The 26,867-nt window shown below is 45.1% G+C and carries 21 protein-coding genes and 1 tRNA gene; 7 read left to right on the top strand and 15 right to left on the bottom strand.

Annotated features, from left to right (window positions below; genetic code table 11):
• The first annotated feature begins 119 nt into the window (after positions 1–119).
• From CLV98_RS05765 to CLV98_RS05750, 4 genes are all read left to right on the top strand, one after another.
• Positions 120–731 (top strand): TetR/AcrR family transcriptional regulator, encoded by a 612-nt coding sequence (locus tag CLV98_RS05765; protein WP_109673348.1) that lies wholly within the window; start codon positions 120–122, stop codon positions 729–731.
• Between the two features lie 69 nt (positions 732–800).
• A complete protein-coding gene (locus CLV98_RS05760) occupies positions 801–2,132 on the top strand; it encodes a TolC family protein (protein WP_109673347.1) in 1,332 nt (443 codons plus the stop codon).
• A 51-nt stretch (positions 2,133–2,183) separates the two neighbouring features.
• Positions 2,184–3,239 (top strand): efflux RND transporter periplasmic adaptor subunit, encoded by a 1,056-nt coding sequence (locus tag CLV98_RS05755; protein WP_109673346.1) that lies wholly within the window; start codon positions 2,184–2,186, stop codon positions 3,237–3,239.
• A gap of 52 nt (positions 3,240–3,291) precedes the next feature.
• Entirely contained in the window at positions 3,292–6,423 is a 3,132-nt protein-coding gene (locus CLV98_RS05750) for an efflux RND transporter permease subunit (RefSeq protein WP_109673345.1), read from the top strand.
• Positions 6,424–6,530: 107 nt separating this feature from the next.
• Here CLV98_RS05750 and CLV98_RS05745 read toward each other — a convergent pair whose 3' ends face one another.
• The 5 genes from CLV98_RS05745 to CLV98_RS05725 form a co-directional block, all read right to left on the bottom strand.
• On the bottom strand, positions 6,531–7,721 hold the full coding sequence (locus CLV98_RS05745; protein WP_109673344.1) for an alpha/beta hydrolase family protein: 1,191 nt from the start codon (positions 7,719–7,721) through the stop codon (positions 6,531–6,533).
• Positions 7,722–7,819: 98 nt separating this feature from the next.
• On the bottom strand, positions 7,820–9,037 hold the full coding sequence (locus tag CLV98_RS05740; RefSeq protein ID WP_109673343.1) for a C40 family peptidase: 1,218 nt from the start codon (positions 9,035–9,037) through the stop codon (positions 7,820–7,822).
• Between the two features lie 288 nt (positions 9,038–9,325).
• Positions 9,326–10,234, bottom strand: a complete 909-nt coding sequence (locus tag CLV98_RS05735; protein ID WP_109673342.1) for an exonuclease domain-containing protein — start codon at positions 10,232–10,234, stop codon at positions 9,326–9,328.
• A gap of 149 nt (positions 10,235–10,383) precedes the next feature.
• Complete coding sequence (locus tag CLV98_RS05730; RefSeq protein ID WP_109673341.1) at positions 10,384–11,274, bottom strand: dienelactone hydrolase family protein; 891 nt, start codon at positions 11,272–11,274, stop codon at positions 10,384–10,386.
• A 613-nt stretch (positions 11,275–11,887) separates the two neighbouring features.
• On the bottom strand, positions 11,888–13,117 hold the full coding sequence (locus CLV98_RS05725) for an AbiH family protein (RefSeq protein ID WP_109673340.1): 1,230 nt from the start codon (positions 13,115–13,117) through the stop codon (positions 11,888–11,890).
• A 1,069-nt stretch (positions 13,118–14,186) separates the two neighbouring features.
• On the opposite strand from CLV98_RS05725, the gene CLV98_RS05720 reads away from it, so the two are divergent.
• Positions 14,187–14,717 carry a Panacea domain-containing protein gene (locus CLV98_RS05720; RefSeq protein ID WP_109673339.1) on the top strand — a complete coding sequence of 177 codons (531 nt, stop codon included), beginning with the start codon at positions 14,187–14,189 and terminating at the stop codon, positions 14,715–14,717.
• Positions 14,718–14,730: 13 nt separating this feature from the next.
• Entirely contained in the window at positions 14,731–15,138 is a 408-nt protein-coding gene (locus CLV98_RS05715) for a hypothetical protein (RefSeq protein WP_229203236.1), read from the top strand.
• 449 nt (positions 15,139–15,587) lie between these two features.
• On the opposite strand, the gene CLV98_RS05710 is transcribed toward CLV98_RS05715, so the two are convergent.
• Both CLV98_RS05710 and hflX read right to left on the bottom strand, forming a co-directional pair.
• Positions 15,588–15,662: transfer RNA gene (locus tag CLV98_RS05710), tRNA-Arg, on the bottom strand.
• Between the two features lie 464 nt (positions 15,663–16,126).
• Positions 16,127–17,374 (bottom strand): GTPase HflX, encoded by a 1,248-nt coding sequence (gene hflX, locus CLV98_RS05705; RefSeq protein WP_109673338.1) that lies wholly within the window; start codon positions 17,372–17,374, stop codon positions 16,127–16,129.
• Positions 17,375–17,834: 460 nt separating this feature from the next.
• On the opposite strand from hflX, the gene CLV98_RS05700 reads away from it, so the two are divergent.
• Positions 17,835–19,214, top strand: coding sequence for an MATE family efflux transporter (locus CLV98_RS05700; RefSeq protein WP_109673337.1), 1,380 nt, complete (start codon positions 17,835–17,837; stop codon positions 19,212–19,214).
• Between the two features lie 40 nt (positions 19,215–19,254).
• On the opposite strand, the gene CLV98_RS05695 is transcribed toward CLV98_RS05700, so the two are convergent.
• The 8 genes from CLV98_RS05695 to CLV98_RS05660 form a co-directional block, all read right to left on the bottom strand.
• Positions 19,255–19,998 carry a class I SAM-dependent methyltransferase gene (locus tag CLV98_RS05695; protein WP_109673336.1) on the bottom strand — a complete coding sequence of 248 codons (744 nt, stop codon included), beginning with the start codon at positions 19,996–19,998 and terminating at the stop codon, positions 19,255–19,257.
• A gap of 146 nt (positions 19,999–20,144) precedes the next feature.
• Entirely contained in the window at positions 20,145–20,486 is a 342-nt protein-coding gene (locus tag CLV98_RS05690; RefSeq protein WP_109673335.1) for a heavy-metal-associated domain-containing protein, read from the bottom strand.
• A gap of 25 nt (positions 20,487–20,511) precedes the next feature.
• Positions 20,512–20,751: a heavy metal-binding domain-containing protein gene (locus CLV98_RS05685; RefSeq protein WP_109673334.1), complete on the bottom strand. Its 240-nt coding sequence runs from the start codon at positions 20,749–20,751 to the stop codon at positions 20,512–20,514.
• Between the two features lie 24 nt (positions 20,752–20,775).
• Positions 20,776–21,345 (bottom strand): AraC family transcriptional regulator, encoded by a 570-nt coding sequence (locus CLV98_RS05680; protein WP_109673333.1) that lies wholly within the window; start codon positions 21,343–21,345, stop codon positions 20,776–20,778.
• Between the two features lie 65 nt (positions 21,346–21,410).
• Entirely contained in the window at positions 21,411–23,624 is a 2,214-nt protein-coding gene (locus CLV98_RS05675; RefSeq protein WP_109673332.1) for a TonB-dependent receptor, read from the bottom strand.
• Between the two features lie 85 nt (positions 23,625–23,709).
• Positions 23,710–24,168, bottom strand: a complete 459-nt coding sequence (locus tag CLV98_RS05670; RefSeq protein WP_146202233.1) for an HYC_CC_PP family protein — start codon at positions 24,166–24,168, stop codon at positions 23,710–23,712.
• Between the two features lie 61 nt (positions 24,169–24,229).
• On the bottom strand, positions 24,230–24,442 hold the full coding sequence (locus tag CLV98_RS05665; protein WP_109673566.1) for a heavy-metal-associated domain-containing protein: 213 nt from the start codon (positions 24,440–24,442) through the stop codon (positions 24,230–24,232).
• Between the two features lie 90 nt (positions 24,443–24,532).
• Positions 24,533–26,761: a heavy metal translocating P-type ATPase gene (locus CLV98_RS05660; protein ID WP_109673330.1), complete on the bottom strand. Its 2,229-nt coding sequence runs from the start codon at positions 26,759–26,761 to the stop codon at positions 24,533–24,535.
• Between the last annotated feature and the right edge of the window lie 106 nt (positions 26,762–26,867).

Below are 26,867 nucleotides of genomic sequence, written 5' to 3'. Positions count from 1 at the left end.
CACGAATCCACCAATCTACACCAATCCTTTCTCAAAAAATAATCCCTGATTACCCTATTTTACTTTCTTTTTCCAAAAAGAAGTTTGATATTTGTGTTCGACAAAAATGTCAAACAGTTATGTTGGATCAAGAAAGTACAGATACTGAAGCACTTATCATCGAGGCCGCTAAAAAAGTGTTCTTCCGAAAGGGTTATGATGGGGCCCGTTTACAGGAAATTGCCGATGAATCGGGAATTGGTAGAACTGCTTTGCACTATTATTTTAGAAGCAAGGAAAAGCTCTTTTCTACGGTCATGAAAGATTTCTTTTCGGAAACCGAAAGACGGGTGACACAATTTGACCCTTGCGAAGTGCCTATAGTGGAGCGTATGAGAAATTTTGCCTCTAGCTATATGAAAAGTGCCTTAAGAAATCCAGAGTTCGATTTGTTTATGCTGAATGAGTTCAATAACAACCCTGATTTTATTGCGGAGGTACTTTTGAAAACCATTCCGGTCAATATGCATGAGCATTTTATAGTCCCCATTGAGGAGGCTGTGCGTAAAGGAGAACTTAAAGGAGACCCACATCAAATATTTATTACCTTATTATCGGTGTGTATGTTTCCATTCACGGGTATGGCCATGATCAAGAAGATGCTCAAGTTTTCCGATGAGGCCTATATGGATCTTTTACGCCAGAGAGAAGCCTTTATTTTGAGCTTCTTAGAAACCGCATTTAAAGCATAACTATTTTTTTGCCCTTATTTCGACAAAATTGTCAGACATTAACATTTAACAAAAAAGTACAGAAAGATAATGAAAAAATACCCGTTCTTAGTGGCTTTTGGATTCCTATTCGGAGGCTTTGGTACCCTCCACGCCCAGAGAAGCTATAGCCTGGAAGAATGCACCAATTTGGCCCTCCAGCAGAGCCTACAGCTTCAGGCAGATGCCTTAGACCTGGAAAAAACCAATGCCTCTGTTCAGCAGGCCTATAGCGCCTTATTGCCCAATCTTAATGCCAGCGGCTCTTATCAATATTCCCCGCAGGTTCAGACCTCGGTCATCCCTTCAGAAACCTTTGGAGGGCCCTCAGGGACTTATATTCCGGCGCGTTTGGGTGTGTCGCAGGTGAAGACGGCCACGGTTAGTCTTACTCAAAATATTTACAATGCCTCGGCGGTTATTGGGTTAAAGGCAGCCAAAGTGCTCGTTGCGGGCAATCAGCTTCAGGTACGCAGCAGTCAGGAAGACCTGGTTTATAATGTGGGGGCTACCTATTATAATATACAGTCATTGGACAAGCAGGAGGAACTAACCCTACAGCGCTTGGAGAACACGGAGGCATTATTGGCCACAACCACCCAACAATTACAGGCTGGGCTAGCGACTCAGACCGATGTGGATCGGCTTACCGTGACACGCGACAACACCAAGGCCAATTTGGAGAATCTGCAGAACAGTAAGGAGAAATACTACAACCTCCTCAAAGTATTGATGAATATGCCTTTAGAGGAGACCGTTCGAGTGGTTCCCTTTCAGGAAGACGAAGTCGGAGCTATGCCAGAAAATGGATTTGATGCGCTAGAGAAGACCAATTATTTGCAGCTGTTACAGAATAAGAAGTTGATGACCCTAGAGTATCAAAATATTAAAGCAGGGTACAAGCCCATCGTATCATTATATGCCAATTACGGCTATTCTGGATTTCAGAGCGATGCCAATCCATTTAAGAATATAAATGGCAAATTTTACCCGGCTTCTTCAATAGGGTTGAAATTTAGTGTACCTATTTTCGATGGTTTCAATATCAAATACCAAGCGAAGCAAAAGCAAATAGAGCTTCAGAAGATCGATGTTCAGGCCAAGCAGATCTTGCAGAATAACGAGCAGGAAGTTGCCAACGCCCATGCCGATTTGAGGAGCAATCTGATTACCTATCAAAGTCAGAAACGCAACCTGGCATTGGCTCAGAAAGTGATGGCCGATATCAACCAACAATACCAAAGTGGGATCGTGCGGGTAAGTGATGTGATCAATACCACTGCCGAGCTCCAAAACGCACAGACCAATTTTGTTACCGCTCTCATCAATTTCAAGCAGGCAGAAATGAGTCTTAAAAAGGCACAGGGTACCTTATTACCTTGATCCATCTTCTTTGAAACTATTATAAACCAAGGATATTAAATTTACAAAATAATGAATAAAGCGACGAAAATCATTCTAGCCCTATTAGTAGCTGGAGCATTGGTAACGATGGTGGCCTTTACGTTGACCAAGAATAAAGAAGAGGTGGAAGCCAAGGTCTATCATCCGGAGGTAAATGCTGCGGTGACCGTCCAGGCCGATACGGTGTCTCCTGCCCTTTTCGATCAGACTACCGCATTTACAGGGTCATTTGAACCCAACAGAGAGGTGGCCATAGGTTCGGAAACTGCTGGAAAGGTGATCAAAGTCAATGTAGAAGAAGGGAGTCGTATTGGTGCTGGGGGACTCATCGCTCAGCTCGACAACGAACTGCTACAGGTACAATTAAGATCGGCTCAAGCCAACTACGATATTGCCGTCAATACCCTTAACCGGTATGAGCAAGCCGTTTCGGGTATTACGCAACTTCAGCTCGACAGGGCTAAAACGGATATTTTGACCAGCAAGGGCCAAATCGATCTCCTCAAGAAGCAGATCAGCCAGTACCGAATCACGGCTCCTTTTGGAGGGATCGTTACGACACGGAATTTCGATTTGGGGGCCATCGTTTCTCCAGGCATGGCCATGGCCACCCTTACCGACAACAGCGCTTTGAAATTGGTAGTCAACGTTCCAGAGAACAGTCTATCTCAATTCAAAAACGGTCAGAGAATAAATGTTACAACCGATGTTTTTCCAGGAGAAGTTTTCCAGGGCAAGGTGGATTTAATAGCCTCGAAGGCGGACAATGCGCATAATTTTACGGTAAAAATCCTTGTACCTAACCCAAAGTATGCACTGAAAGCCGGGATGTATGGTACCATTTCTTTGAATAACGCCGTGGCGAACCAGGCCCTGACCATCCCTCGGGCCGCCTTGTTTGGTACTACTTTGAAGCCACAAGTATATGTAATAGACCAAGGTGTGGCCAGATTACGGGACATAGAGCTAGGGACAGGCAATGAGACACGCATCCAGGTTCTTAAAGGGTTACAAGAGGGCGATGTGGTCGTTTCGGGTGGGTTGGTCAATCTATCAGAAGGTGTTCGAGTAATGGTAGTAAAATAAGGATAGGCTGAAGGTCTGGAAGAATTATTATAATTGATAAAACAAGAATAGGATGTCATTAACTGAAATATCAATCAAACGGCCCTCTTTGATTATCGTGATTTTTACGATACTACTTGGAGGGGGGCTCTTTTGCTACAGCTTGCTGAGCTATGAGCTGTTGCCCGAAATGAGCCAGCCGACCCTGGTCGTTATTACCCAATACCCTGGAGCGGCTCCCGTCAATGTGGAGCAGACCGTTACCAAAAAAATTGAAGATGTGCTCAGTGGTGTCGATGGTATTAAGACCATTACCGCCCAATCTATGGAAGGTAATTCCATTATTACCGCCGAGTTTCAAAGCGGGACGGTTATTAACGAAAAGGAACAAGAAGTGCAGCGAAAGCTCAATAACATCATGAGCGACCTGCCTAGTGATGTTAAGACCCCCAATATCTCCAAGGTAACCCCTAGCGATGCCCCCATCATGCAGTTGGCCGTTACTTCCAACCTAAGTGGCCCCAACTTCTACGATATGATGGAGAATGAAATCCTTCCCCAGCTTCAACAAATCGGTGGAGTGGGTGAGATTACCCTCATTGGAGGCGAAGAGAGGGAAATACAAGTCAATGTAAAAAAGGATAAACTGGATTATTATGGCTTATCCATCCTCAACATTACCCAAGCCATCAATAATGCCAATATAGAGTTCCCAGCGGGGAAAGTGAAGTCCGAAACCAATGGGCAGATGACCGTTCGATTGTCGGGGAAGTTTACCTCGGTCGACCAGCTCAATGATTTGACCATAGCCTTGCCGAGTGCTGGGAGTCCCATCAAGTTGAGTGAGGTAGCCACGGTAGCGGATATCGTCAAAGACCCTGCATCTATCTTCCGATACAATGGAGTGAATGCCATTGGTCTATTGGTCAAAAAACAAGGCAGTGCGAATGCCGTTGAGATCAGCGCCCAAGTCAAAGACAAAATTGGTAAAATACAGGAGAAATATGCCGGTGAAGGAGTGCAATTTATTATTGCCGACGACTCGGCCGATTACACACTGGAAGCTGCCAATGGAGTAGGGCACGACCTATTTATTGCCATCATACTAGTTTCGGCTATCATGTTGCTGTTTTTACATAGCTTTAGAGACTCCATGATCGTCTTGGTAGCCATTCCTACCTCCCTTATTTCCACGTTTATCGCCATGTATCTGTTTGGCTTTACGCTCAACCTGATGACCCTTTTGGCGCTCTCTTTGGTGATTGGGATCTTGGTCGACGATAGTATCGTGGTATTGGAAAACATACACCGACACCTGCATATGGGCAAAGACAAGCGGACAGCGGCCCTCGATGGTCGAAATGAAATTGGCTTTTCAGCCATGGCCATCACTATGGTCGATGTAGTGGTTTTTGGCCCCCTCTGTTTATTGCAAAACGTGGTAGGGGCGATTCTTCGCCAATTCTCGCTGACCATCGTAGTAGCCACCCTGATGAGTCTGTTCGTTTGTTATACCCTCACCCCCTGGCTATCCTCTCGGTTCGGAAAGGTTACCATTTTACGTGAAAACAATATTTTACACCTACCGCTGATTTGGTTTGAAAAGTTAATTCTAGGCCTGACCAAATGGTACGAAGGCGCCTTAAAGTGGACTCTGCAGCATAAACTAATTATGGGAGGATTTACACTCTCACTCTTCGTATTGGTGGGAATGGTCATGAAAATGGGTATCATTGGTAGTGAGTTCGTTACCCAGAGTGATAAAGGTCAATTTAGATTGGCATTGGAGTTCGATAAAAATACCACCGTCAAGCAAAATAACCTGCGCAGTTTAGAGATCGAGAATTATTTGCGAAAACAACCCGATGTCATTACCGTTTTTAGCAATGTAGCCGGTAGTAGTACCTCTTCGTTGGTAGCAGGAGTAGGCTCCGATTATAAGTCGGAGCTCACCGTTACGCTGATCGATAAGACCGAAAGGGCCCTGTCGACTGAAAAGTTAATGCTTGAAAAGGCCCAGCAGATTTCAAAAGAATATGCAGGAGTGAAAGTGAGCCCTAGTTTGGTTAGTATGGTAAATGCTGGTGAACCCATCCAGATCGTATTGAACGCCGAAGATTCGGAGCTGCTGATGAAGGCCGCCGATGAGTTAAAACACCGTATAGCCGCTATGCCTGGGGCGATCAATGCAAGCTTAAGTGTGGAAGCCGGTAATCCGGAGGTAGAGGTCAATCTGGACCGTGAAAAAATGGGTCAACTAGGGCTGAACATTTTTAATGTCGGTGCCACCATGCAAAACGCCTATGCTGGCAACGATGATGCTAAATATAGAGTAGGGAATAACGAGTACGATATCCGAGTGAAATTCGATGACTTTAACAAACAAGATGTTGATGATGTTAAAAACATCACCTTTATCAATGACAAGGGTAAGGCTATCAAACTTTCACAATTCGCTACAGTAGCACAAGGTAGTGGACCTAGTGTGTTGGAACGTAAGGACCGCCGTACTTCAGTGACCATCAAAAGCGGCGTTTTGGGCATCACCTCCGGAGTGCTGGTGGAAGGTATCAAGCAGTCGTTGGTAGATCACCCCCTTCCCGATGGTATCGATTTGCGCTGGAGTGGCGATGCCGAGCGGCAGGCAGATACCTTTGGGGCTATGGGTATGGCTATTTTGGCAGCTATTATCCTAATGTACCTCGTGATGGTAGCGCTCTATAATAACTTTATCTATCCCTTCGTGGTTCTATTCGCCATTCCGGTAGCGTTCTTAGGCGTATTTCTGGCCTTGGCTCTAACGAAGTCGTCGATGAGTATCTTTACCATTTTGGGGATGATTATGCTCCTAGGACTGGTAGCCAAAAATGCGATTCTGATCGTGGATTTTGCCAATCAGCGGAAAGAAGCCGGCGACAGCACCTGGACGGCCCTGATCGCCTCGGGTACCACCCGGTTAAGACCGATTCTGATGACGACCCTAGCCATGGCCATAGGGATGTTACCTATCGCCATGAGTACCGCCGCTGGAAGTGAGTGGAAAAATGGCCTTGCTTGGGTAATTGTGGGGGGACTTGTTACTAGTCTCTGTCTCACCGTCTTTGTGGTGCCTATGGTATATTACACCGTCGATCGTATTGGGGATAAATGGAGAGCAAAGTTTCCTAAGAAAGTGGAAGCGCCCGTTATGGCTACCCATTCGTAGCCTGGAATAATAGTCCTGCTTCATTAGTGGTGATGGCCTGTGTATGTAATGAAAACATGCACAGGCCATTCCTGCTATTATCCCATTAGGTCAGGACTCGATGGGATCTATTTTTGCTTTTTAGAAGCATAATGTTGATCGGCAAACGCGATAAACTGCTCCCAGTCATAGGGGGTCAGGTTATGAGCTCCTTCGCGAATATGATAGCCCAAAGGTGGGGTAGTAAAGGGGGTGTTAACGGCTGGCAACTCATTGGGAAGCGACGATTTCAACCCATAGAGCTCATAGGATGCCTCAGCCAGTTGGGTAGCCATAAAACTTCCCTTCGGATCGGCCCATAAGTCCTCCGAGGCATTCGTAATATAGGCAGGCCTTGGCGCTATGGTGGCGATTAACAAATGTTGGTCCACAGGCAAGTCCTGCTCGCGGTCATTGTATTTTTTATAGTTGGTGTTAAACCAATACGGAAAGCTCGTGTTGATCTTTAAGACGGTTTCTCCAAAATTTCTTTTAGAAAGCGCCGCTCCGGTGTTTCCTGAATTATTAGAATAGCAGATGGCAAATCGCTCATCCTGCGCACAAGCCCATAAAGAGGCTTTCCCTCCCCTCGAATGGCCTACCAGCCCTACCTGTTGGGCGTTTACGTCTGGATCCGTTTCGAAGTAATCCATTACCCGGCTTGCGGCCCAGCCCCAGGCTCCTATCGCCGCCATGCCATCGTCTTTGGTTAGCTGTTCCGGATAGAGCCGTAAGACCCCATTGCGATAATCGGTCTTATTGTCGGGTGCGGCATCACTTACGTGTATCGCTGCTATGGCATACCCCTTTTCTATGATCTGCTCTGCCGGCCAAAATCCGCTCAAGGTTTTTCTCGTTGGGTCGGTATTACTGGGGTCCCGATTGTTGATGAGTAAAAAGGCAGGAGAAGGTTTCTTGGCCTTTTTGGGGATAAACAGTACCAAATGGATGTCCACCTGTTCTTGGTTTCGGAAGGTGCTGATCGTTACCTCCTTCAGGGTAGCCTTCCCCTTCATGGCCTTTTTATCTTCTTTCGTGAGCTTAAAGATGACCCTATCCCATGTCTTTGGTACTTGGCCATATACATGCGTTTCGAATAGTGAAATAATTTCGGGTCTACGAGTGGACTCCCAATCTTTTATAGTCGTCACTTCTCGGCCATCTTGGGTTTTAAGGACCTTAGGAAGGGCTAAAGTGCCGACTTGGGATTCGTCATAATTTTGCGAAAAAACGGGTAGGCAGGGCAGTAAAAATAACAGCCAGCATATTGTGGTTTTCATGAGCAATTTTTAAGGTTTAGGAAACACGGCATTCCCAAGTAGATTTTCAAGACTGGGGGTGCCATTTGGTAACTTTAAAAGCGCTTATGGGATTACTTTTACTGATAAGCCGGATTCTCACGCATGGCACCGATGCCAGGTTGGCCAATTAGTCCATAATAGCGTCGGGCGGCAACAATGGTTCGGGATTGGAAGTCGTCATAATTTGGAGAACCCTCTATGATGCTGTTAATGCGAACGGTGCCAGCTGCATGGATAAACTGTCCCTCACCCAAATATAAGGCTACATGCGTTACCCGCGCATTGGACGATTGGGCCTTACCTCCGGCAAAGAATAATAAGTCTCCGCTTTTAAGGTTTTTTAAAGCCAATTGTTCGTCCAATGCGTCATCTTTTAAAATAGGAATGGCTTCGCCTACCAACACCTGTTGAGAAGCATCTCTGGGGATGACCACCCCGTTCATAAAGAAGGCAGTTTTGGTAAATCCACTGCAATCTACCCCTTTTACGGAAGTGCCTCCCCACAGATAGGGAACCCCCAACATGGTTTTGGCAATGGCAATGATATGGTCGGGGGTGGGGGCGTTGCCTTGTAACCAGCCTTTATAGTCCTTCACCATTTCTTTGGCCACATATCCCTGGCGTCCATCGGGATAGGTGACTCTGAAAAACGCATCTTGCTCTCCGTTTCGAACTAGGATATCGCCCATCACTAAGTCGGACACTCTTTGAGACTGCTTATCTGGCATCGTAAACCCATGGGTATAATCGGCTGTAATGATCAGCTTGTCTTGTTTTTGCCAGGTTTGCGCCTCCTGCTTAGTTTTTAGGGTCATGCCTGCGGCATCGAGCCAGGCCAGGTAACCCTCCGGAGTGCGTACCAGATAATACCCTCCCGACTTTTTAAGTACGTCCAATGGCGTGCCCATCAAGGCTTGAGTGGCCAGTTCCGCCGAATGCTTCGGCGTAGACCGTAGGTTGGCCACCGAAAGATTGACGAGTGCCAGGGTTTTATCTCCTAGGCTTGCCTCGGGGAGGGGCTTTACCGAGAGCTTAATGCCAGGCGACTCTGTGCGAATTCTTTCGGCCATCTTTTGGCCTCCCAGGACCTCCGTAGTCTCTAAAGTATAAGTATCCTCACCGATTTCTTCCAGTCGGAACCAAGCCGTTCGTCCGTCGGGAGCGTATATGTCTTTTAGTTCAGTATAGATTTGTTTTACCCTCTGAGCGGTTGTAGAGTCGACCTTTGGATGGGCCATAAGGCTCGATGCCAGTACCGTCAGTAGAAAGGATAAGTAATATCGGTTTAGATTCATATCATTGAGGTTATCGCTCAGGAAAGCTATGCATTTCGACTAAAAAATGCAAACACCAAAGTGGATTTTTGGATACCTCTCAGAGCGAAAACAATAGGGTGAAAACATACTGAAATCGATATAGAACTTATCCTACTCTGATCATTCCGGCTTCTTTTTGCTGATTGTCATCAGGCGAATTTTGTATTCGGAATGTCGATACTGCTCCTGATCGGAGGGACTTAAAAAATTACGAGATAAACTAGCTAACTTCCCTTGATTTAGGTCTGATTAGTAGGCGAGCAAAAATCATAAGTCCTGGCAGTGGGATTCCGGGAAGACTAAAATAGGGATCCCACTCTTTTGGAACTCCACAATTTTTCGGACTTTGGCCGGACCCGCATTTTCGCCCAATAAGACGATCTGCGTTTTAGGGGAAATATAACTTTGACGAATAGCCCCGCGGCTTACCAGTCGCTCCACCAGGTGGTCACGGTCAGGAAACTGCTTGAAAGTCCCGGTTACGCAAAATCGTTTCCCCTTCCATTGCAACTGCTGTAGGCCCGCTCCAGAATACTGAAGCTCCGACAAATCGGCAGGAGCGCTGGTTGCTTGCCAAAAAGTTTTTTTCGATCCGCTACCTGGAGGTCTATTGGAAACTCTGGGCAGTTTGGAGGGGAATGCTTTTTTTAGCGTGCGGATGTCCTTGGCTTCTATCTTAAGGGCCATGGCTATGGCTATGCGGGCCGAGGCGATGGCGTCAGATAAGGCATCGTGGTGTTTAAGGTCTATATTTAGGAATCGAGAAACATGATCGAGTTTAAAGCGGTCGAGCTCGGGCCAGCACCAGCTGCAGGAGGTATAGGTACAAAACTGGTCCTTGGTTCGGAAGTTGATCCGGAACTGTTTGGTAATCTTGTGCAGCACGTCAATATCGAAGGAGGCGTTATGTGCTACCAAGGTCTGGTTGGTCAGATAAGGCTCCATTTCAGGCCAAAGCGTCCCGAAATTCTGTTGGTCTTTGAGCATCGCCAGACTGATCCCGTGGATACGCTCATTAAAGAAGTTCATCTCAAATGGTTCGGGTTTTATCAGCCAACTTTTAGTTTCTACGATCTGTCCATTTCTTACGACGACGAGGCCTAATGAACAGGCACTGGTACGCGCCGCTGTGGCAGTTTCAAAATCGATGGCAGTAAAATTTAATCCGGGTTGCATGTATGAGGTAAAAATCGACGGTTTGGTTTTCTACGCAATTTACAGCTTTTTCTTTATTTAACTTTTAGTAGTAAACCTAGGTTCCGTTATTTCATCACATGACGCTCTGGGCGCATGGATACCATGCGCCCAATACCCCGTCGCCGACATCAGCCTTTCAGCTTCTCTTTAAAGAAGTCTATGCTCCGCTGCCAAGCCAAGGTAGCGGCAGCTTCGTCGTAGCGAGGTGTCGTATTATTATGGAAGCCATGGTTCACGTTGTCGTAAAAATAAGCCGTATGTTCGATGCCATTGGCTTTTAAGGCGGCTTCATAGGCAGGCCAGCCTTCATTCACCCGTTTGTCTAGGCCGGCATATTGCAGCATCAGCGGGGCTTGGATCTGTGCCGTTTCTTCGGCAGAGGGCTGTCCGCCATAGAAAGGGACGGCCGCCGACAGTTCAGGTAAGTTAACGGCCATCATATTGGCGATCCACCCGCCGAAGCAGAAGCCTACCACCCCCACCTTACCGTTACAGTCATTATGGTTTTTGAGATACTGAAAGGCAGCCATAAATTCTTCTAGCATCTCGTACCGATCTCTTTTACTTTGGAGGGTGCGCCCCTCATCGTCGTTGCCCGGATAGCCTCCCAAAGGAGTAAGGGCATCCGGAGCGATGCTGACAAATCCCTCCAACGCCGCCCTGCGGCCCACATCCTCAATGTATGGATTGAGCCCTCGGTTTTCGTGTACCACCACTACCCCAGGTAGCTTGGCCGTATTTCCTGCTGGCTTCGACAACAAGGCCTTGATCCTTTTCCCACCTTTAGGAGAGTCGTAGTGGATAAACTCGGAGGTTAAGCGAGGATCGTCGGCCGCCACCAGCACCGATTCCTTATAGTTGGGCATAATAAAACCCATCAGCGAAGCCACCGTTATTCCTCCCACGGCATACAAAGAAAGCTTATCCATAAACTGTCGCCTATCGATGCGGTCGTGGGCATAGTCGTCGTATAGGTCGAAAACCTCTTGCTTGATGTCGTTTTTGCTGAGTTGGCTCATGATAAGGTAGAGATTAGTTGCTGAAACCTTGTGATTTCTTAAAATTAAGAATTTTGGGGATAATTATAAGCCGAGGCGACCCGCTAAGTTAAAAATGGCTTTCGGCCAACAACTTACACTATGTCCCAAAAAGGAGACTAAATACTTACAACGGTCTAATTGGTTGGTCTGCTGTTTATCTGTTCGATACCTACGGCATCGTTAAGGATGCATCATTGAGGGTATTTCTATGGACGTTTTATCCCGCTGGGATAATGTAGCAATGGATTTTGATAGATACTTTATAAGGTTGAAAACACTGCCGAAAAGATGCATCTTACGTTTATAGGATAACCATAAACCGCTAAATCTGCGAAAGGGTGACGTGCTGGCTTTCGACTTATTGGCTTCAAATCAAGAAATTGCAACCCTGAAAGGGTGAAATATTTATAGAAAGGTCATGAGGTAGATGATTTTCAAACCCCGAAGGGGTGACATAATTTTTAAAGAAATAGCTCCCTATTTACAAGAAAAGTCAAACCGAAGCCTGGCTCTTGTGACCGCGAAGGGAATGTCTAAGTGCCTGAATTGGAGTTATTTAAATTTAATAATTGAGAGAGCTATAATTATAATATCAATTTTTAATAGATATTGTATTTGTTGCATCAACAACCCTGGATCGCATTAAAGTTTTGTCTTTAAAGCATCGATATATATTAGTGTAAATTGACAGATCCTCTTTATCATGAATATACGGTTGAATTGAAATACAATTTTCATGTTCAAATAATGTATTTAACAAAGTCCTGTCGGTATTAGAGCATGAATGACCATAAATAACTATATCAAATGGTTCAGAATTTATAAAATCGATCATTTCCCTATAATAGGGCTTTCGGGTGTAAAGGACAGATTTTACATGTTTCAAAAATTCATTTGAGGAATTCTCTAGTTGTGATTGGTATTCGCCTAATTCATCCCCGTAGCCAAAAATTATAGTGCTTAAATCTTTATCTTTTAAACTTCCGTGAATATATCTAATCAATGTTTTAACTGTATCTCTAATATCAGGGCTAAGCAAAGGTTCACGATAGAATTTATTCTCTGGTGTAAGTAAATATTGTTCTATGGTGGAAGTATAATTGAAATTTAGAAAGAGAACCGTATTGAGTTTATTATTTTCTTTTGCGGAATTAAAGTACTCCTTATGATGGGGCAAGTATATGGAGTTAGTGTTGAACAAACCATGTCTTTGCTTTTCAATATTATTAGAACCCCAATAAAACAAAGGTGGTGTAAATAGATTGGCAAATATTTCTGAACTAAATTCAGCTTTCTTTTTTTCCATTTCAATAAGATAATCATAGAGCAATTTCATAATTTCTCCTATTTCCTCGTTCAGTTTTTCTACTGTATATTCAATGGGCAACTCGAATATGCCAAAAAGATATTCGTTGTCCTTTAGTTTCAAAAGAAGATCTTTATAGTCATTTTCGAATCCACCCCATGAATTTTTTTCATAATGACCAAATGAATAATTTAGTAAGAAGTTCTTGTTCGATACCACGACTCCTGTAGACATATCAGTATCATACCTATAACGTATAATTTTAGTTAAATCTTGCCAGGTTTCGATGCTCCGTTCTTCTGTTAAAAAATACTTTGGATCGGAATTTTTGTTTACTACAACTGCTTCTTTAGTACCAAATTGAAAAAGTGGATGATTTAAGCACCTGTGATTAAAGTCTGAGTCATTTAAGTAATTAATGAATTCTTGTTTCAGGTAATTTACAAAATCCACATATTTAGTTTGAAGCCTATGAGCTACATCAAAACCATTGCCAATTATTACAACTCGATTCATATTTAAAGGATTAAGGGAGAGTGTTAAAAAGTCATATTCTAATCATAAATACTATGATTATCAATAACGGAGTATGATAATGCACGGAGTTTTGATTATTCGGTAATATTATAATAGTTGTGAGTCGGTAAAACACCAAAAAAACATGGGGAGCTACCAAGTTTAAATATTCGGTCACTTACCATAATTTATTATTCCTCCAATAGCCTCGTATTTATCACCTCATCGATTTCCTCATAACTCATCATTTCAAATCGCTTCCGTTAATGATATAAACCCTGAAAGGCTGAGATCATTTTGATTGATTTGCTGTTTATCTGTTCGATACCTACGGCATCGTCAAGGATGCATTATTGAGGGTGTTTCTATAGACGTTTTATCCCACTGGGATAATGTTGCATTGGATTTTGATTGATACTTTATAAGGTTGAAAAACACTGCCGAAAAGATCCCATCGGGATCTTACGTTTATAGGATAACCATAAACCGTGGAATCTGCGACTGCCGTGCAGTCGAACCAAAGCCGTATAAGTCTTAAAATAATGCATTCGTACCCAATGTTGCGACATACTATTGATTACCAAACTGTAAATGCTTAAACCCACCAATCCATAATAAATCGCGTCCGTTTTAGACAACATGAACCCTGAAAGGGTGAAATATTGATTGCTATAGAGAAGTTGAATGTTCTTCAAATCCAAAAGGGTGACGTGCTGGCTTTCGACTTATTGGCTTCAAATCAAGAAATTAAAACCCTGAAAGGGTGAAATATTTATAGTCTCATTTTTTTGACCTCTACGTGGATAGGTAATGTCTATGAATGTCAATTAGTTAAGTTTTTTGTTGTTTACAGATACATGCAAGACCATATTTTTTCTAATATGTATTTTTTGTACCTTTGTACATAAAATCTTACCATCGAAGGTCTATTAAGGTAAGTGAATAATCTGACTAAAATCGGTTGGCGAGATTGGAATTCTAAAAAGGTTGAATTTAATCCTTTGGGTGCTGTTTTTAGCGCCAATTGTTGATAAATAATAGCCATCTTTAAATTATAGAGCACGTTAGCATGGACACAAATGACGAAAAGGTTGACGGTGTAATCAATTCTATGCTCTATGTTTTAGAGAGTTTAGATAATCAATGTGATTTCCATAAACTGTTTAAAATATTATATTTTGCCGAGCAAAAACACCTTGTGCGGTATGGTGCGTCGATTTCGGAAGATGTATTTATAAAAATGGATAATGGACCGGTCCCATCCTTGGCGTATGATATTATGAAGAGTTTAAGGAGCGGTAAGAATACCTACCAAGGTTATTTTGATGTTGAGTCTGTTTATTATGTTGTAAATAAAGTGAAGCCAGACATGGAATGGCTATCAGAAACAGAGGTTATCTGCCTAGATGAATCTATTGACGAAAATAAAAGTATGGATTTTGGCAAGTTGACTGAAAAGTCTCATGACATAGCGTGGAAAGGAGCAAAGTTGGGCCGATCGATAGATCCAGTCTTGATCGCTGAAGCTGGGGGGGCATCAAAAGAAATGTTAGATTATATAGAAGATCTTTTGTCGTTCCGATTTGCGGAATTTGAATAATATCTTTCTTAAGATGTCCTTAGTTAAGGTTGGTCAAGTATTTAGAATGAAAGTGAAGGATACGAATCCTCCAAAAATTAAGAGGTTTGTTCTTGTATCACAGTCTAGTGATAGAGTTACCTTAGCCTCTGTTTACATTAATTCCAAAATCAACTTAAAAGTCAATTTCAATATTTTATTAAAGAGTCATCATATTCCTCTAAGTAAAGAGGGAAGGGATTATCTTACTAAGGATTGTTTTGTGGATTGTTCGCAGTTAAAGGAATTGATATCTTCAGAATTGGAACTTCATGTTAAAAATAACCCTAAGATTATTATTGGACAACTATCGACTGCTGATTTGGAAACCTTAAGAAATAGGATTAGAGATTCGGAAATTTTGAAAGGTAAAACGAAAAGGAGACTAGGTTTTTTTGATTGACATGGTTTTACTAGAACCTTTAGGCCGGCGATTTGATTAATTATTAGCTGCTTGACCCTTGCACCAGTTAGTAGCTAAACTAAAAATATATAACCCTGAAAGGGTGAAATATTGATTGCTTTAGAAATATTGTAAGTTCTTCAAATCCAAAAGGGTGACGTGCTGGCATTCGACTTATTGGCTTCAAAACAAGAAATTGCAACCCTGAAAGGGTGAAATATTTATAGAAAGGTCATGAGGTAGATGATTTCCAAACCCCGAAGGGGTGACATATTTTTTTAATGAAATTACCTCCTATCCACAAAAAAAGCCAGACCTAAGCCTGGCATTAGTGCCTCCGACGGAAATCGAAGTCGCCCGCGCCCCCGGCCATATCTAGAGTTTAGCGGAGAACTGCCATTGATAAATTGTTTCAAAAAAAGAGGCTGCCTTGATAAGACAACCTCTCTTGGTGACCGCGACGGGAATCGAACCCATATCTAGAGTTTAGGAAACTCCTATTCTATCCGTTGAACTACGCAGTCAGTTATTATGTATTAAATCTATTCTTTCAAAATATTAGTGTATTCATGTCACCAGCGTCCTCTGCCATATCTAGAGTTTAGCCGGGGTCGCGTCCGACAACTCCTATTCTATCCGTTGAACTACGCAGTCAGTTATTATGTATTAAATCTATTCTTTCAAAATATTAGTGAATTCATGTCACCAGCGTCCTCTGCCATATCTAGAGTTTAGCCGGGGTCGCGTCCGACAACTCCTATTCTATCCGTTGAACTACGCAGTCAGTTATTATGTATTAAATCTATTCTTTCAAAATATTAGTGTATTAATGTCGCTAGCGTCCTCTGCCATATCTAGAGTTTAGCCGGGGTCGCGTCCGACAACTCCTATTCTATCCGTTGAACTACGCAGTCTAAAAAAGATATCCCGCTGGGGGATATCTTTTCAGGGTGCAAAATTGCTTAAAATCTCTTACAATAGCAAGACTTTATTCCTCGGAAGTGACGGGCGTATAGCCGAGGTCGAGCCAGTTGGGGTAGATCGAGAAATGCTTTTCTTTCACCATGCCAAAAAGGGTGCTTCTAAGTTCTTCCATATTCTCCTTTTTTTCGGCAGAAATAAAGACTACATGTTCGGCTTTTTTGGCGATATAGCTCTTCTTAAGCTGTTCCAATACAGGTTCTTCCTCTTGATCCTCCTCGTCTTCGAAAGGGAGGTTGTCCTCGTCTTTGTTGAAGTCGGGCTTGTAGAGGTCTATTTTGTTGAACACCAAAACGGTGGCTTTGTCGGCGGCGCCTATTTCTACCAAAGTTTTGTTGACAACGTCCAGATGTTCTTCGAAAGCGGGATGGGATATATCCACCACATGCACCAGTATATCGGCTTCGCGAACCTCGTCGAGTGTCGATTTAAAGGACTCGATCAATGTGGTAGGTAGTTTACGGATAAACCCTACGGTGTCGGTAAGCAGGAAGGGGATGTTTTCCATATTCACCTTCCTAACGGTGGAGTCCACGGTAGCGAAAAGTTTATTTTCTGCAAACACATCGGCCTTCGATAGGCTGCGCATCAAGGTGGACTTGCCCACGTTGGTATAGCCTACTATGGCTACACGTACCAAGCGGTCTCTTTCCTTACGGCGGGTGACACTCTGTTTGTCTACCTTCTCCAATTTCTCTTTTAGGAAAGATATACGGTCTTTCACGATACGTCTATCCGTCTCGAGTTCCTTTTCACCGGGTCCACGCATCCCTACCCCAGCACCCGACTGGCGGCTAAGGTGGGTCCACAGCCTAGTAAGTCGAGGGTACATATACTGATATTGGGCCAGCTCCACCTGTAGCTTCGACTGAGCCGTTTGGGCCCGCATCGCAAAGATGTCCAGGATGAGCAGGCTACGGTCTATCACTTTGATGTCTTCGAATACCCTTTCTAGGTTACGCACCTGAGCGGGAGAGAGATCGTCGTCATAGATGACCATGTCTACCGGTTCCGCCTTAATAAAAGCGACAATCTCCTCCAACTTGCCCTTACCCGTATAGGTCTTAATATCGGTACGTTCCAGATTTTGGGTAAACGTCTGTACGGTATCGATTCCCAGCGTGGAGGCTAGAAAGGCGAGTTCTTGAAGGTATTCTTTGGTCTTTTCTGCGCCTTGTTTTTGCGTGCTTACGGCCACTAAAACAGCCTTTTCGCGTTCAACGGCCGTGCTATATAATTGTTTTTTTTCTATCATTCAATATGGATGTCAGTAGGTAAATATGCTCCTTGGGCTTGGAGTAGCCAAGCTGGATAGGTAGAGCTTAAAAAAATTGGGCCCCCAATGATAAGGAACCTAAAAGTGTAGCAATCGATCTTAAATCATGTTCGTAATAGGAAAGACCCGGCGGGTCTAAGTCTCGAATTATTTTACGGTAAATCAACAACGAACCTTTACTTCCAAAAGTTCAGTCCCTGGCCGTTGCCTAGGCTCGGGCTGTGAAGTTAATAGTTTGGTTTTACTTTTTTGGATTTTTTTCTTGAATTTAAGAGGATTATCGCTTTACCTTTGTCGAAATTCCTTTCGCCTATGTCGCTAGTACATTAGGGTCCATTGGACTCCCTCCATGCGGTTGCTGAACCTTCAGCCCATCACAATCATCACTTCCAGTTCATTGGAAGGCTTATTTTACCTTAATTTTTAGATCATTTTTACCATGAAAAAGTGGTTAACACTATTTCGTCAGGCTTTAGCTGGCTCTGAGGCCGTTTTTACGAGTGGAAGTATCAATAAGGCGATTTTTTTATTGGCTGTGCCCATGATTATGGAGATGATTATGGAGTCGCTCTTCGCCGTTGTAGATATCTTTTTTGTCTCCAAAATTAGCATCGAGGCCGTAGCTACTGTCGGCCTTACCGAGTCGGTGATCACCTTGGTGTATTCTGTGGCCATAGGGCTCAGTACGGCTGCTACCGCCACCATTGCACGAAGAGTAGGGGAGGGGAAAATCGCCTCAGCCCAAAGAGCAGTAGGTCAGGTGATTCTGTTCTCACTGGTAATATCTACGCTATTAGCCCTGGTAGGGGGGTATTTTGCTGGCGATATATTGCGCATGATGGGAGCGGATGAAACGGTCATTCGCGAAGGGACCACCTTCGCTAGGATCCAGTATTTGAGCAGCCCGGTGATTATTCTGCTGTATGCGTTGAGTGGAGCACTGCGGGGTGCCGGTCAGGCCTCTACCGCCATGCGGTCGTTGGTGATCGCCAATGGGCTCAATATGATGCTAGACCCCATCCTTATATTTGGACTTGGGCCCATACCCGCCATGGGGGTAACGGGTGCCGCTATGGCAACGGTCATAGGCCGGTCGGTGGGGGTGGCGTACCAGCTCTATGCCTTACGGCATTCGAAAATGGCCTTTCGGGTCAAAGACCTTATCCCTTATTGGGCCATGCTACGCAACCTAGTCCGTATTGCAGCGGGTGGCACGGGACAGTTTCTGGTGGCTTCGGCCAGTTGGATATTCCTCACCCGCATCCTGGCAGAGTTTGGGAGCGACGTCGTTGGAGGGTATACCATCGCCATCAGGGTCATTATGTTTACGATATTGCCCGCCTGGGGCCTAGCCAATGCCGCCGCAACCCTCGTAGGGCAGAACCTCGGAGCGGGCAAGCCGCAGCGTGCCGTCCAGTCGGTCTGGCAATGTGCACGCTATAACCTGTATTTTTTGTTAGGCTTAGGACTCGTTCTGTTCTTGGCAGCGGAGCCTATTGTTGGTTGGTTTACCTCCAATGTGGAGGCCATAGCTACTGGTCAGCAGGCCCTGCAGGTGTTATGTCTAGGCTATGGATTCTATGCCTATGGGATGGTGATAAGCCAGTCGCTCAATGGGGCGGGAGATACCCGTACGCCTACCATTTTGAACCTGATATGTTTTTGGGCCATACAGATTCCTTTGGCCTATAGCCTGTCCCTACTTTGGGAGCTAGGACCGTTGGGTGTTTTTGCCGCTGTTCCCATATCGGAAGCCTTTTTGGCTACCTTAGGAATTTGGTGGTTTCGATTAGGGAAATGGAAGCTTACCAAGGTATAATAAGCCTTCGTGCAGCCAGCTGAGGCTGGCTGCACGAAGGTTACAGCTTTCGGGCTACGAGATACAGCGCTTCGTCGCCAAGCAGGTATTGGTCAGCTTCTATGCTCGAGTAAGCGCCTAATATCTTAAAGCCACTATCTTCGAACAAGGCGCATAATTCGGCCAAGGTGAATATATATTGGCGTACCCGGTGGGTAACCTTCTCGTCGCCAGATAAAAACGTTTGTTCCGCTTCTATACACCCCTCCTGGGCATTGTATTCGTTTTCAGTCAGATACGTGATGCCATTGCCCACCGGCATCCAGTTGCGGGTTTGAAAGTCAGTAAAGACGCTTTCGGCCAAATTTTGGGTATGAATTGAAAAACAACCTCCCGATTTTAGAGAGCGACTGACGAGGCCAATCATTTTTTTAAGATCTTGTCGAGGGAAAAAGCTAAAGCTATTGCCAAAGCAGTAGGCAGCATCGAAGGTGTCGACTGGCAGGGTGCAGTCTAAAACGTCCCCACAGATCACCTCTATAGGGAGGTTTTTGGTCAGACGAGCCTTTTCCAGCTCATCACAGTATTCCTTCGATATGTCGATACAGGTGAGTTCGCAGCCATCTTTGGCTAGGGGTAAAGCATGGCGTCCATAGCCAGAAAGTACGTCTAGCACCCGATTGCCCGCTTCCAGCTCCAGGACGTCCCATAGGAAGTCGGCCTCTAGCAAATCGAAATCTTCATCTTGATGGAGCTTCCAGGCGCGTTGAGGAAGTCCGTTAAAATAGGTATGGTACCAAGCCAAGGGTTCAAGTTTTAAAGTGTTAATGGTATTTTTACAAAGGTAGCTGAAAAAATGGGAGGGGCCTTAAATCAATAGCCGCAAGGCCCAAAGGCGATGCGGCTAAAAACAAGTAATAATAATCATACCCAGCGGAGGCTGGCCCGCCATTAATGAGGCTTTACGGTCCTTTGGCAACAGTCAGGTAGCTTATCGTGCGATTTTTCGTTGGCAGGAAGTTCATCTGCATCATATCCCGTGTTGACGATGGTGTTTCTGATCGCCTCTTCGTTGGTTTTCTTGGGGTTATAACGTACCGTTACGACCATGTCCTTCAGGTTCAAATCAGACTCTTTGATACCCTTGGAGAGTCCTAAGTTACGTTCTATACGCTCTTTGCACATCTTACATACGGCAGAAGTTTTGATCTTTACCTCTTTTTCGGACTGGGCCATAACCGCACCCGACAATAGGAAAAGGCATGCTATGATACCGAGAATGTTCTTTTTCATATCAATTGAAGTTTAAAATGTATAGTTATAAAGTATTGGTAGAGTCAGCGTCGACAACGGCCACTTCGCTGAGGTCCATTTTACAAACGGGACAGGTTCCTGCTTCCGTGTAGGTTTTTTCGCCTTCACAGCTCATCGGGCAGGCATATGTTTTACTGGCGACTTCATGTTCATGGGTTTCGATACTGGCTTCATCCGTTTTTTGTTCGGAACCCGAGCAGGCAGCGAGAAAGGTCAAGCAGGCAATCATCAAAAGATGTTTCATAGATTAGTTGTTGGTAAATGGTGATTAACCGATTCGGTCTAAGGTCTTTCTATTTTGGATATTACTTTTTTTGAACTGGCTAGGTGTCAGGCCCGTTAGTTTTTTGAACTGGTTGCTCAGATGCGCTGGGCTGCTGTACTGCAATTTCCAGGCAATTTCCGAAAGGGTCAGTTCATTATAGGAAAGCCATTCCTTGGCTTTTTCTATTTTTTGGGCAATGATATAATGTTCTACCGTCTGGCCCGTTTCCGACGAAAACAAATGGCTCAAATAGGTATAGTCATGCCCCGTTTCGCGGGCTAGGAAATCTGAGAAATTTTCAGATTCTGGCTTCTTAGCTTTTAGATATTGGATTTCTTCTATGAGCAAGGTTTTTATGCGCTCTACCAATGTTTTTCGTTTCTCTTCCAGTAGTTCGAACCCGTTCGATTTGAGTGCCTGGCGCACCATCTCGAGTCGTTCTGCTGATAGGTCCTGATCCACCTCGATCTCCCCCAACTGTAGGTCCAAGGTCGTAATGCCTATTTTGGACAACTCTTCGGACACCACCCTCTTACAGCGGTCGCAGACCATATTTTTGATATATAATTTCATTTCTCTGTTCAGTAAAATTCGTTTTCTCCTAAAATAGAGGCGTTGAGCCTATTGTTATCGAATATTTAACGAATCATTTTGTAACGCACCCCCAGGTACAGCATCCGTCCTGTAATAGGGCCCCAAGCCATACCGGCATCAAAACCCTGATCAAAAGGCTTATCAGCACCAATAATAGGACTTTTTTGTCTAAAATTCCCCAAATTTTCTCCTCCAGCATAGATATCCCAGTTAGGAAAGGTACGGGTGATCTGGGCATTTATATTAGCAAAAGACGGTGCCCAGGTAGAGCCATGAGCATCCTGATGGTGCGCTACTTCGAGTTGTGGGATGCGCTTTTTGCCATTCCACTGCAAAGTGGCGTCAAATTTCCATTTGTCATAGGGGAGGGCGTACCCCGCATTGAATAGCAGGCGATTTCGACTGATCATCATCCGAGGGGTCAGTTGTTGGTTGCCCTGCTGATCTATCAACGTCTGTTGAACGTCGAAAAGCCTATAGGCCATCTTAAAGTCTAGTCGCTGAATAGGAGTAATATTTATTTCGGCCTGAAAACTATTCGCAAAGGAGCTTCCTTTAAGATTATAAAAGCGCAAATATTCAGGGTCTTCCATGTCGGCTACGAGCTGGTTATCGAAATTGGTACGGTAGTAGTCTAAGATGATATTGCCTTTAACGGCTCCTATGTACCACTCGTGGGTGAGGCTGGCTCCATAATTCCATGTCACTTCGGGTCTTATCTGCTCCAACACTTCAACATGGCGAGCACTCACTAAGTTTCCATAATATTCGGCAAAGGGATTGGCTACTCTGAAACCCTTACCGGCCGAGGCCCGAAGGATCGTTTGGGCGTTAAGGTCATATTTCAGGTGCAGGCGGGGGGTCCACTGGGTTCCAAATAGATTATGCTGGTCTACACGGCCTCCTGCCACCATCATAAATTTGTCTAGATAATGAAAGGTATACTCTACAAAAGCCCCTGGTACCGACTCTCGTCTGTTGAGTGCAATAGTGCCATACTGTTGCTGATAGTCGTCGAGCAGATAACTTACTCCGGCCTTATAGCTGTGGTTGGTGCTGCCAATGATGGACTGAAATATCAGGTTTCCGTAAAGGCTGTTTTGGCGCCCATCGTAGGAGGTAGTGCCGAAGTAGCTTTTCGAGTCATGTAAGCTGGCGTTGAGGATCAGGCCGAGGCCCTTATAGGGTTGGTTGGGGAATATCCGGCCTATTTTTGAGAAAAACTCGTACCGATTTATTTTCGCTCCGAAGCCATAAACCTCATCGCTTCCCTTGTCGGACTTATGAAAGTCTGTCTGTCCACCGAGCCGGTCTTCGTGTAGGGCCTTGATGCCAAACTGAGCCGTCATTTTATCCCCCTGATACTTCCATCGATTGATGCCGTTGAACTGGCTGAATAGGGGTAAGTCTAGAAACCCATCATGATTTTTATCGACCCTATTCCGAAGCATACTGCTATGGGTAAGGAGTCCGGTACTCCATTTTTTGTTGAGCTGGTGGGAGAGGTTTAGGTTTATTTCTCCTCTTCCAAAACTATTGACATAGGTATTGAAAAGGAGCTTTTCATGGGTATCGGGATTTTTAAGTTCAACATTCATCTGCCCCGTCATCGATTCGTAGCCATTGACAATGGAGCCTGTACCCTTCCCAATATCGATAGAATGTATCCAGGTGCCTGGTATATAGTTCATCCCAAAAGTGCTTTCAAGGCCTCGTAGAGAAGGAATATTATTGATGTTGGTTTGAATGTACACGCCATTGAGCCCCAGCATCTGGATTTGCTTGGCACCCGTTACCGCATCGGAGTAGCTTACCGATATGGAGGCATTGTTCTCGAAGCTTTCCGACAGGTTGCAGCAGGCTGCTTTGGCCAATTCCTTTCCGTTGATAATCTGTGTTTGTTGGGATGACTGCCTGTCTAAGGAGGCGTCGGCCCTTACGGTAACCTCACTGAGGGCGAGTTCGCTGTCGAGTATGACCTGCAGCTCGGCCTGGCTTCCTATTTCGATGGTATCGCTCCGGTAACCTACAAAGCTAAATACTAGCAAATTGGACTTGGCACGGCGAGGGATGCCAAAGCGGCCCGTGCTGTCGGTGGTGGTAGCCATAGAGGTTCCCGCCCAGTAGACGTTTACGCCCGTTAATACCCCCAGTTCAGATGGATCGGCGATGCGCTCATATACCGTTCCTTGAATGCCCTGGGCTACTACTTGGTGCGTAAGAAGGGTAATAAAAGCGCCAATAAAATAATTTTTCATGAAAAATAGATTCACAAGATAAACCAAAATTAAAATCAACCAACTTTCTATCTAGTTGATTGTTATTCAGTGGGTTATCGGTGGATCATATCAGGAATGACTGGACGTGAATACGCATACTTTTCCCATAGGGGTAGGGGATTTCAGCATGTCGATTTCGTAGGGGGACCTGGGTAGGGTCATGTCCTAGGGCACTTAAGAAGTGAATGGTAGCAACAGCGTATGGGAGCATTTGCACGGCACCCTTTAAGGCCTTTGGTGGGGCTTGCGGCGTTGCTAACTCATTTTTTTGAAACTTTTGTTGCACCTTACAACAGTCCGCCTTTTTAAGGAATTCCCTACAGTCCGAATCAATGACCTTGCTTTTGGCGCAACAGCTTGCCGTGGTTTGTTTGGATGTCGCTACCGACTTTTCCTGAGAAAAATAACGTACCGATTTGCCCTGCATCGTACAATGATGCTCCGTAAAGCCAAAGCCAGTACTGCTGATGAGTACCAGCAGGGCCATGATAAGGGTGAAGTATCGGTATATTATATCTTTCATAGGGGCAAAAACCATCCTTTGTACCACCGACTACCATAGTCGACGGTACAAAGGTACTATATTAGGCTGGAATTTTCTCGGCGTTATACCCAGCAGTTTTAAGCATATCGCTTACTTCTAGGGCATTATGGTCGGTAAGTACCGTCAATATTTTCTCTGGAGAGGCCAAATCCACCTCCCAAGAGGCTATTTTCTGGTCTTGGTCGAGCACTGGCTTTACGGCAGCTATGCAGCCGCCACATTTTATATTGGTTTTGAATTTTAAGGTTTCCATCGTATTCATTTTTAATGATGCAAATATTGAGATTATTTCAGCAGGATACTTACAGAATTTTCTTTAAAGCTTGTAATTTTTTGGTGTAAGCTAAATTTTCATGCCTTTAAGCCGTAGACTATTGGTAACGACCGATACGGAGCTAAGGGCCATAGCGGCACCGGCTATCATCGGGTCCAGTAAGAAACCGTTGATAGGATAAAGTACCCCGGCAGCAATAGGAATGCCGATAAGGTTATAAATGAAGGCCCAGAAAAGATTTTGCCGGATGGTACGTACCGTTTGTTTGCTCAACTGGATAGCCTTCGGGACGACCATCAGGTCGGAGGTGATCAGCGTGAGTTTGGCTACATCCATGGCAATGTCCGATCCACGTCCCATGGCAATGCTAACATCGGCCTGGGCTAGAGCCTGGGAGTCGTTGATGCCGTCGCCCACCATGGCTACGATTTTCCCTTGACTCTGAAGTTTCTTTACAAACTGCATTTTATCGTCGGGCTTCACTTCGGCTTCAAAGTGTGAAATCCCTACTTGCTGTGCTACGGCGGCGGCCGTTTGTGGGTTGTCGCCAGTGAGCATATATACCTCCAAGCCCAATTTTTTGAGCTCGGCTACGGCCTGGGTCGAAGTAGCCTTTAGCTGGTCTGCTATGGCCACCAAGGCGATGGCCCGTTTTTGATAGCCGATGGCGATCACCGTTTTGGTCTCCTGTTGAAGGAGCAGGCCTTGTTGTTGGAGCTTTTCGGAAATTGTTATTCCTTCTTTTTCCAACAGAGCCGCCGTGCCTATGGTGTAGATTGCCCCGTCGATCTGGCCGCGTATGCCACTCCCCGTAATCGATTCGAAAGAGGCTACCCCGACAGGAGTTGTTTGGGGGATATGGTCTACAATGGCTTGGGCCAATGGGTGTTCCGATCGGGCTTCTAAGGCTTTGATGGCCCGAAGGTATTGGTCGGCTTCCGAAACGTTATCCTCCCAAATCCAGTCGGTAACCACAGGCTTGCCCTCTGTAAGGGTGCCGGTCTTGTCCAGAACGATACTGTTTACCTTATAGGTGTTTTCGAGGCTGTCTGCATCCCTGATAAGGATATTGTGCTCGGCTCCCTTGCCTACACCCACCATGATGGCCGTGGGGGTGGCCAAGCCTAGGGCACAGGGGCAGGCTATCACCAACACCGACACGGAAGCCAGCAAGGCGTGGGTAAGGGCATTTTCTCCGCCAAGGATAAGCCAGGCGACGAAAGTGAGAACGGCGATGCCCATCACGACGGGGACGAAAATGCCCGCGATTTTATCGACCAGCCGCTGCACAGGCGCCTTGCTGCCTTGAGCAGCCTGTACGGTCTTTATGATTTGGGCCAGAACGGTATGTTTTCCGATTTTTTCCGCCTGAAAGTTAAAGCTCCCCTTTTGGTTGATGGTTCCCGCAAATACCCGGTCACCCGACTTCTTTTCCGCTGGCAGGGGTTCGCCGGTCATCAGACTTTCGTCTACAAATGACGAGCCCGATAGAACGATGCCATCGACAGGGATACGTTCACCGGCTTTGATGATTACCTCATCGTGTTTTTGAATCTCTTTGATCGGAATCTCCGATTCGACGCCCTCCTTTATGACACGGACCGTCTTAGGTTGTAGTCCTATTAGTTTTTTTAGAGCTTGGGAAGTATTGGACTTAGCACTTTCTTCCAAGAGTTTGCCTAATAGAATAAAGAAGATGATTACGGCAGCGGCTTCAAAATATACATGGGGCTCCAGTCCTTTGGCATACCAGAATTCTGGAAAAAAAGTGTTGAATGTGCTAAACAAAAAGGCAATGCCCGTGCTGATGGCGACCAAAGTATCCATATTGGCCTTCCTATGACGGGCTTGTTGGGCGGCATGAATAAAAAAGCTACGCCCAAAAACCGACAGTACCAGCAGCGAGAGTCCCATCATGATATAATTGCCGAAGGGCAGATCCATAAACACCATGCCGATAAGCACTACAGGGACCGATAAGATTCCCGCCCATATTGTCTTGTTTTTTAAGGCTTGGTATTGCTTTTTTTGAAGTGCCTCTTGTTCTGCTAGTCCGGCTTCTTCATCCTCTTCTATGATGAGCCCATAGCCAATGCCCTGCAATACTTCATCGAGAGCGGCTAGAGTGGTCGTATCCGGATCAAAATCGATTAGAACCGACTGGTTGGCATAATTGACCGAGGCTGTGGTTACTCCGGCAGTCTGGTTCAGCATCGACTCGACGCTCACCGCACAGGCAGCACAGCTCAACCCCGAAACGGGTACTGTTATTTTTTGATGTTGATGTGTTGTTTCCATGATAATCAGCTTTGTTACAAAGGTAAGTGGCTATCACTGGACTGTTTCTACATAATTACGGCCCTCTTTTGTAAGATTAATGGTTTCTTGGAGTATCTAGTAGACG

The sequence above is a fragment of the Dyadobacter jejuensis genome (assembly GCF_003149085.1).
Classification (GTDB): domain Bacteria; phylum Bacteroidota; class Bacteroidia; order Cytophagales; family Spirosomataceae; genus Dyadobacter; species Dyadobacter jejuensis.
The sequence above is the reverse complement of the archived record's forward strand: the minus strand, read 5'-3'. Positions and strand labels throughout refer to the sequence as shown.

Coding starts and splice junctions, on each gene's coding strand:
- CLV98_RS05765 (WP_109673348.1), top strand. CDS start 120: ATGTTGGATCAAGAAAGTACAGATACTGAAGCACTTATCATCGAGGCC.
- CLV98_RS05760 (WP_109673347.1), top strand. CDS start 801: ATGAAAAAATACCCGTTCTTAGTGGCTTTTGGATTCCTATTCGGAGGC.
- CLV98_RS05755 (WP_109673346.1), top strand. CDS start 2,184: ATGAATAAAGCGACGAAAATCATTCTAGCCCTATTAGTAGCTGGAGCA.
- CLV98_RS05750 (WP_109673345.1), top strand. CDS start 3,292: ATGTCATTAACTGAAATATCAATCAAACGGCCCTCTTTGATTATCGTG.
- CLV98_RS05745 (WP_109673344.1), bottom strand. CDS start 7,721: ATGAAAACCACAATATGCTGGCTGTTATTTTTACTGCCCTGCCTACCC.
- CLV98_RS05740 (WP_109673343.1), bottom strand. CDS start 9,037: ATGAATCTAAACCGATATTACTTATCCTTTCTACTGACGGTACTGGCA.
- CLV98_RS05735 (WP_109673342.1), bottom strand. CDS start 10,234: ATGCAACCCGGATTAAATTTTACTGCCATCGATTTTGAAACTGCCACA.
- CLV98_RS05730 (WP_109673341.1), bottom strand. CDS start 11,274: ATGAGCCAACTCAGCAAAAACGACATCAAGCAAGAGGTTTTCGACCTA.
- CLV98_RS05725 (WP_109673340.1), bottom strand. CDS start 13,117: ATGAATCGAGTTGTAATAATTGGCAATGGTTTTGATGTAGCTCATAGG.
- CLV98_RS05720 (WP_109673339.1), top strand. CDS start 14,187: ATGGACACAAATGACGAAAAGGTTGACGGTGTAATCAATTCTATGCTC.
- CLV98_RS05715 (WP_229203236.1), top strand. CDS start 14,731: ATGTCCTTAGTTAAGGTTGGTCAAGTATTTAGAATGAAAGTGAAGGAT.
- hflX (WP_109673338.1), bottom strand. CDS start 17,374: ATGATAGAAAAAAAACAATTATATAGCACGGCCGTTGAACGCGAAAAG.
- CLV98_RS05700 (WP_109673337.1), top strand. CDS start 17,835: ATGAAAAAGTGGTTAACACTATTTCGTCAGGCTTTAGCTGGCTCTGAG.
- CLV98_RS05690 (WP_109673335.1), bottom strand. CDS start 20,486: ATGAAAAAGAACATTCTCGGTATCATAGCATGCCTTTTCCTATTGTCG.
- CLV98_RS05685 (WP_109673334.1), bottom strand. CDS start 20,751: ATGAAACATCTTTTGATGATTGCCTGCTTGACCTTTCTCGCTGCCTGC.
- CLV98_RS05680 (WP_109673333.1), bottom strand. CDS start 21,345: ATGAAATTATATATCAAAAATATGGTCTGCGACCGCTGTAAGAGGGTG.
- CLV98_RS05675 (WP_109673332.1), bottom strand. CDS start 23,624: ATGAAAAATTATTTTATTGGCGCTTTTATTACCCTTCTTACGCACCAA.
- CLV98_RS05670 (WP_146202233.1), bottom strand. CDS start 24,168: ATGAAAGATATAATATACCGATACTTCACCCTTATCATGGCCCTGCTG.
- CLV98_RS05665 (WP_109673566.1), bottom strand. CDS start 24,442: ATGGAAACCTTAAAATTCAAAACCAATATAAAATGTGGCGGCTGCATA.
- CLV98_RS05660 (WP_109673330.1), bottom strand. CDS start 26,761: ATGGAAACAACACATCAACATCAAAAAATAACAGTACCCGTTTCGGGG.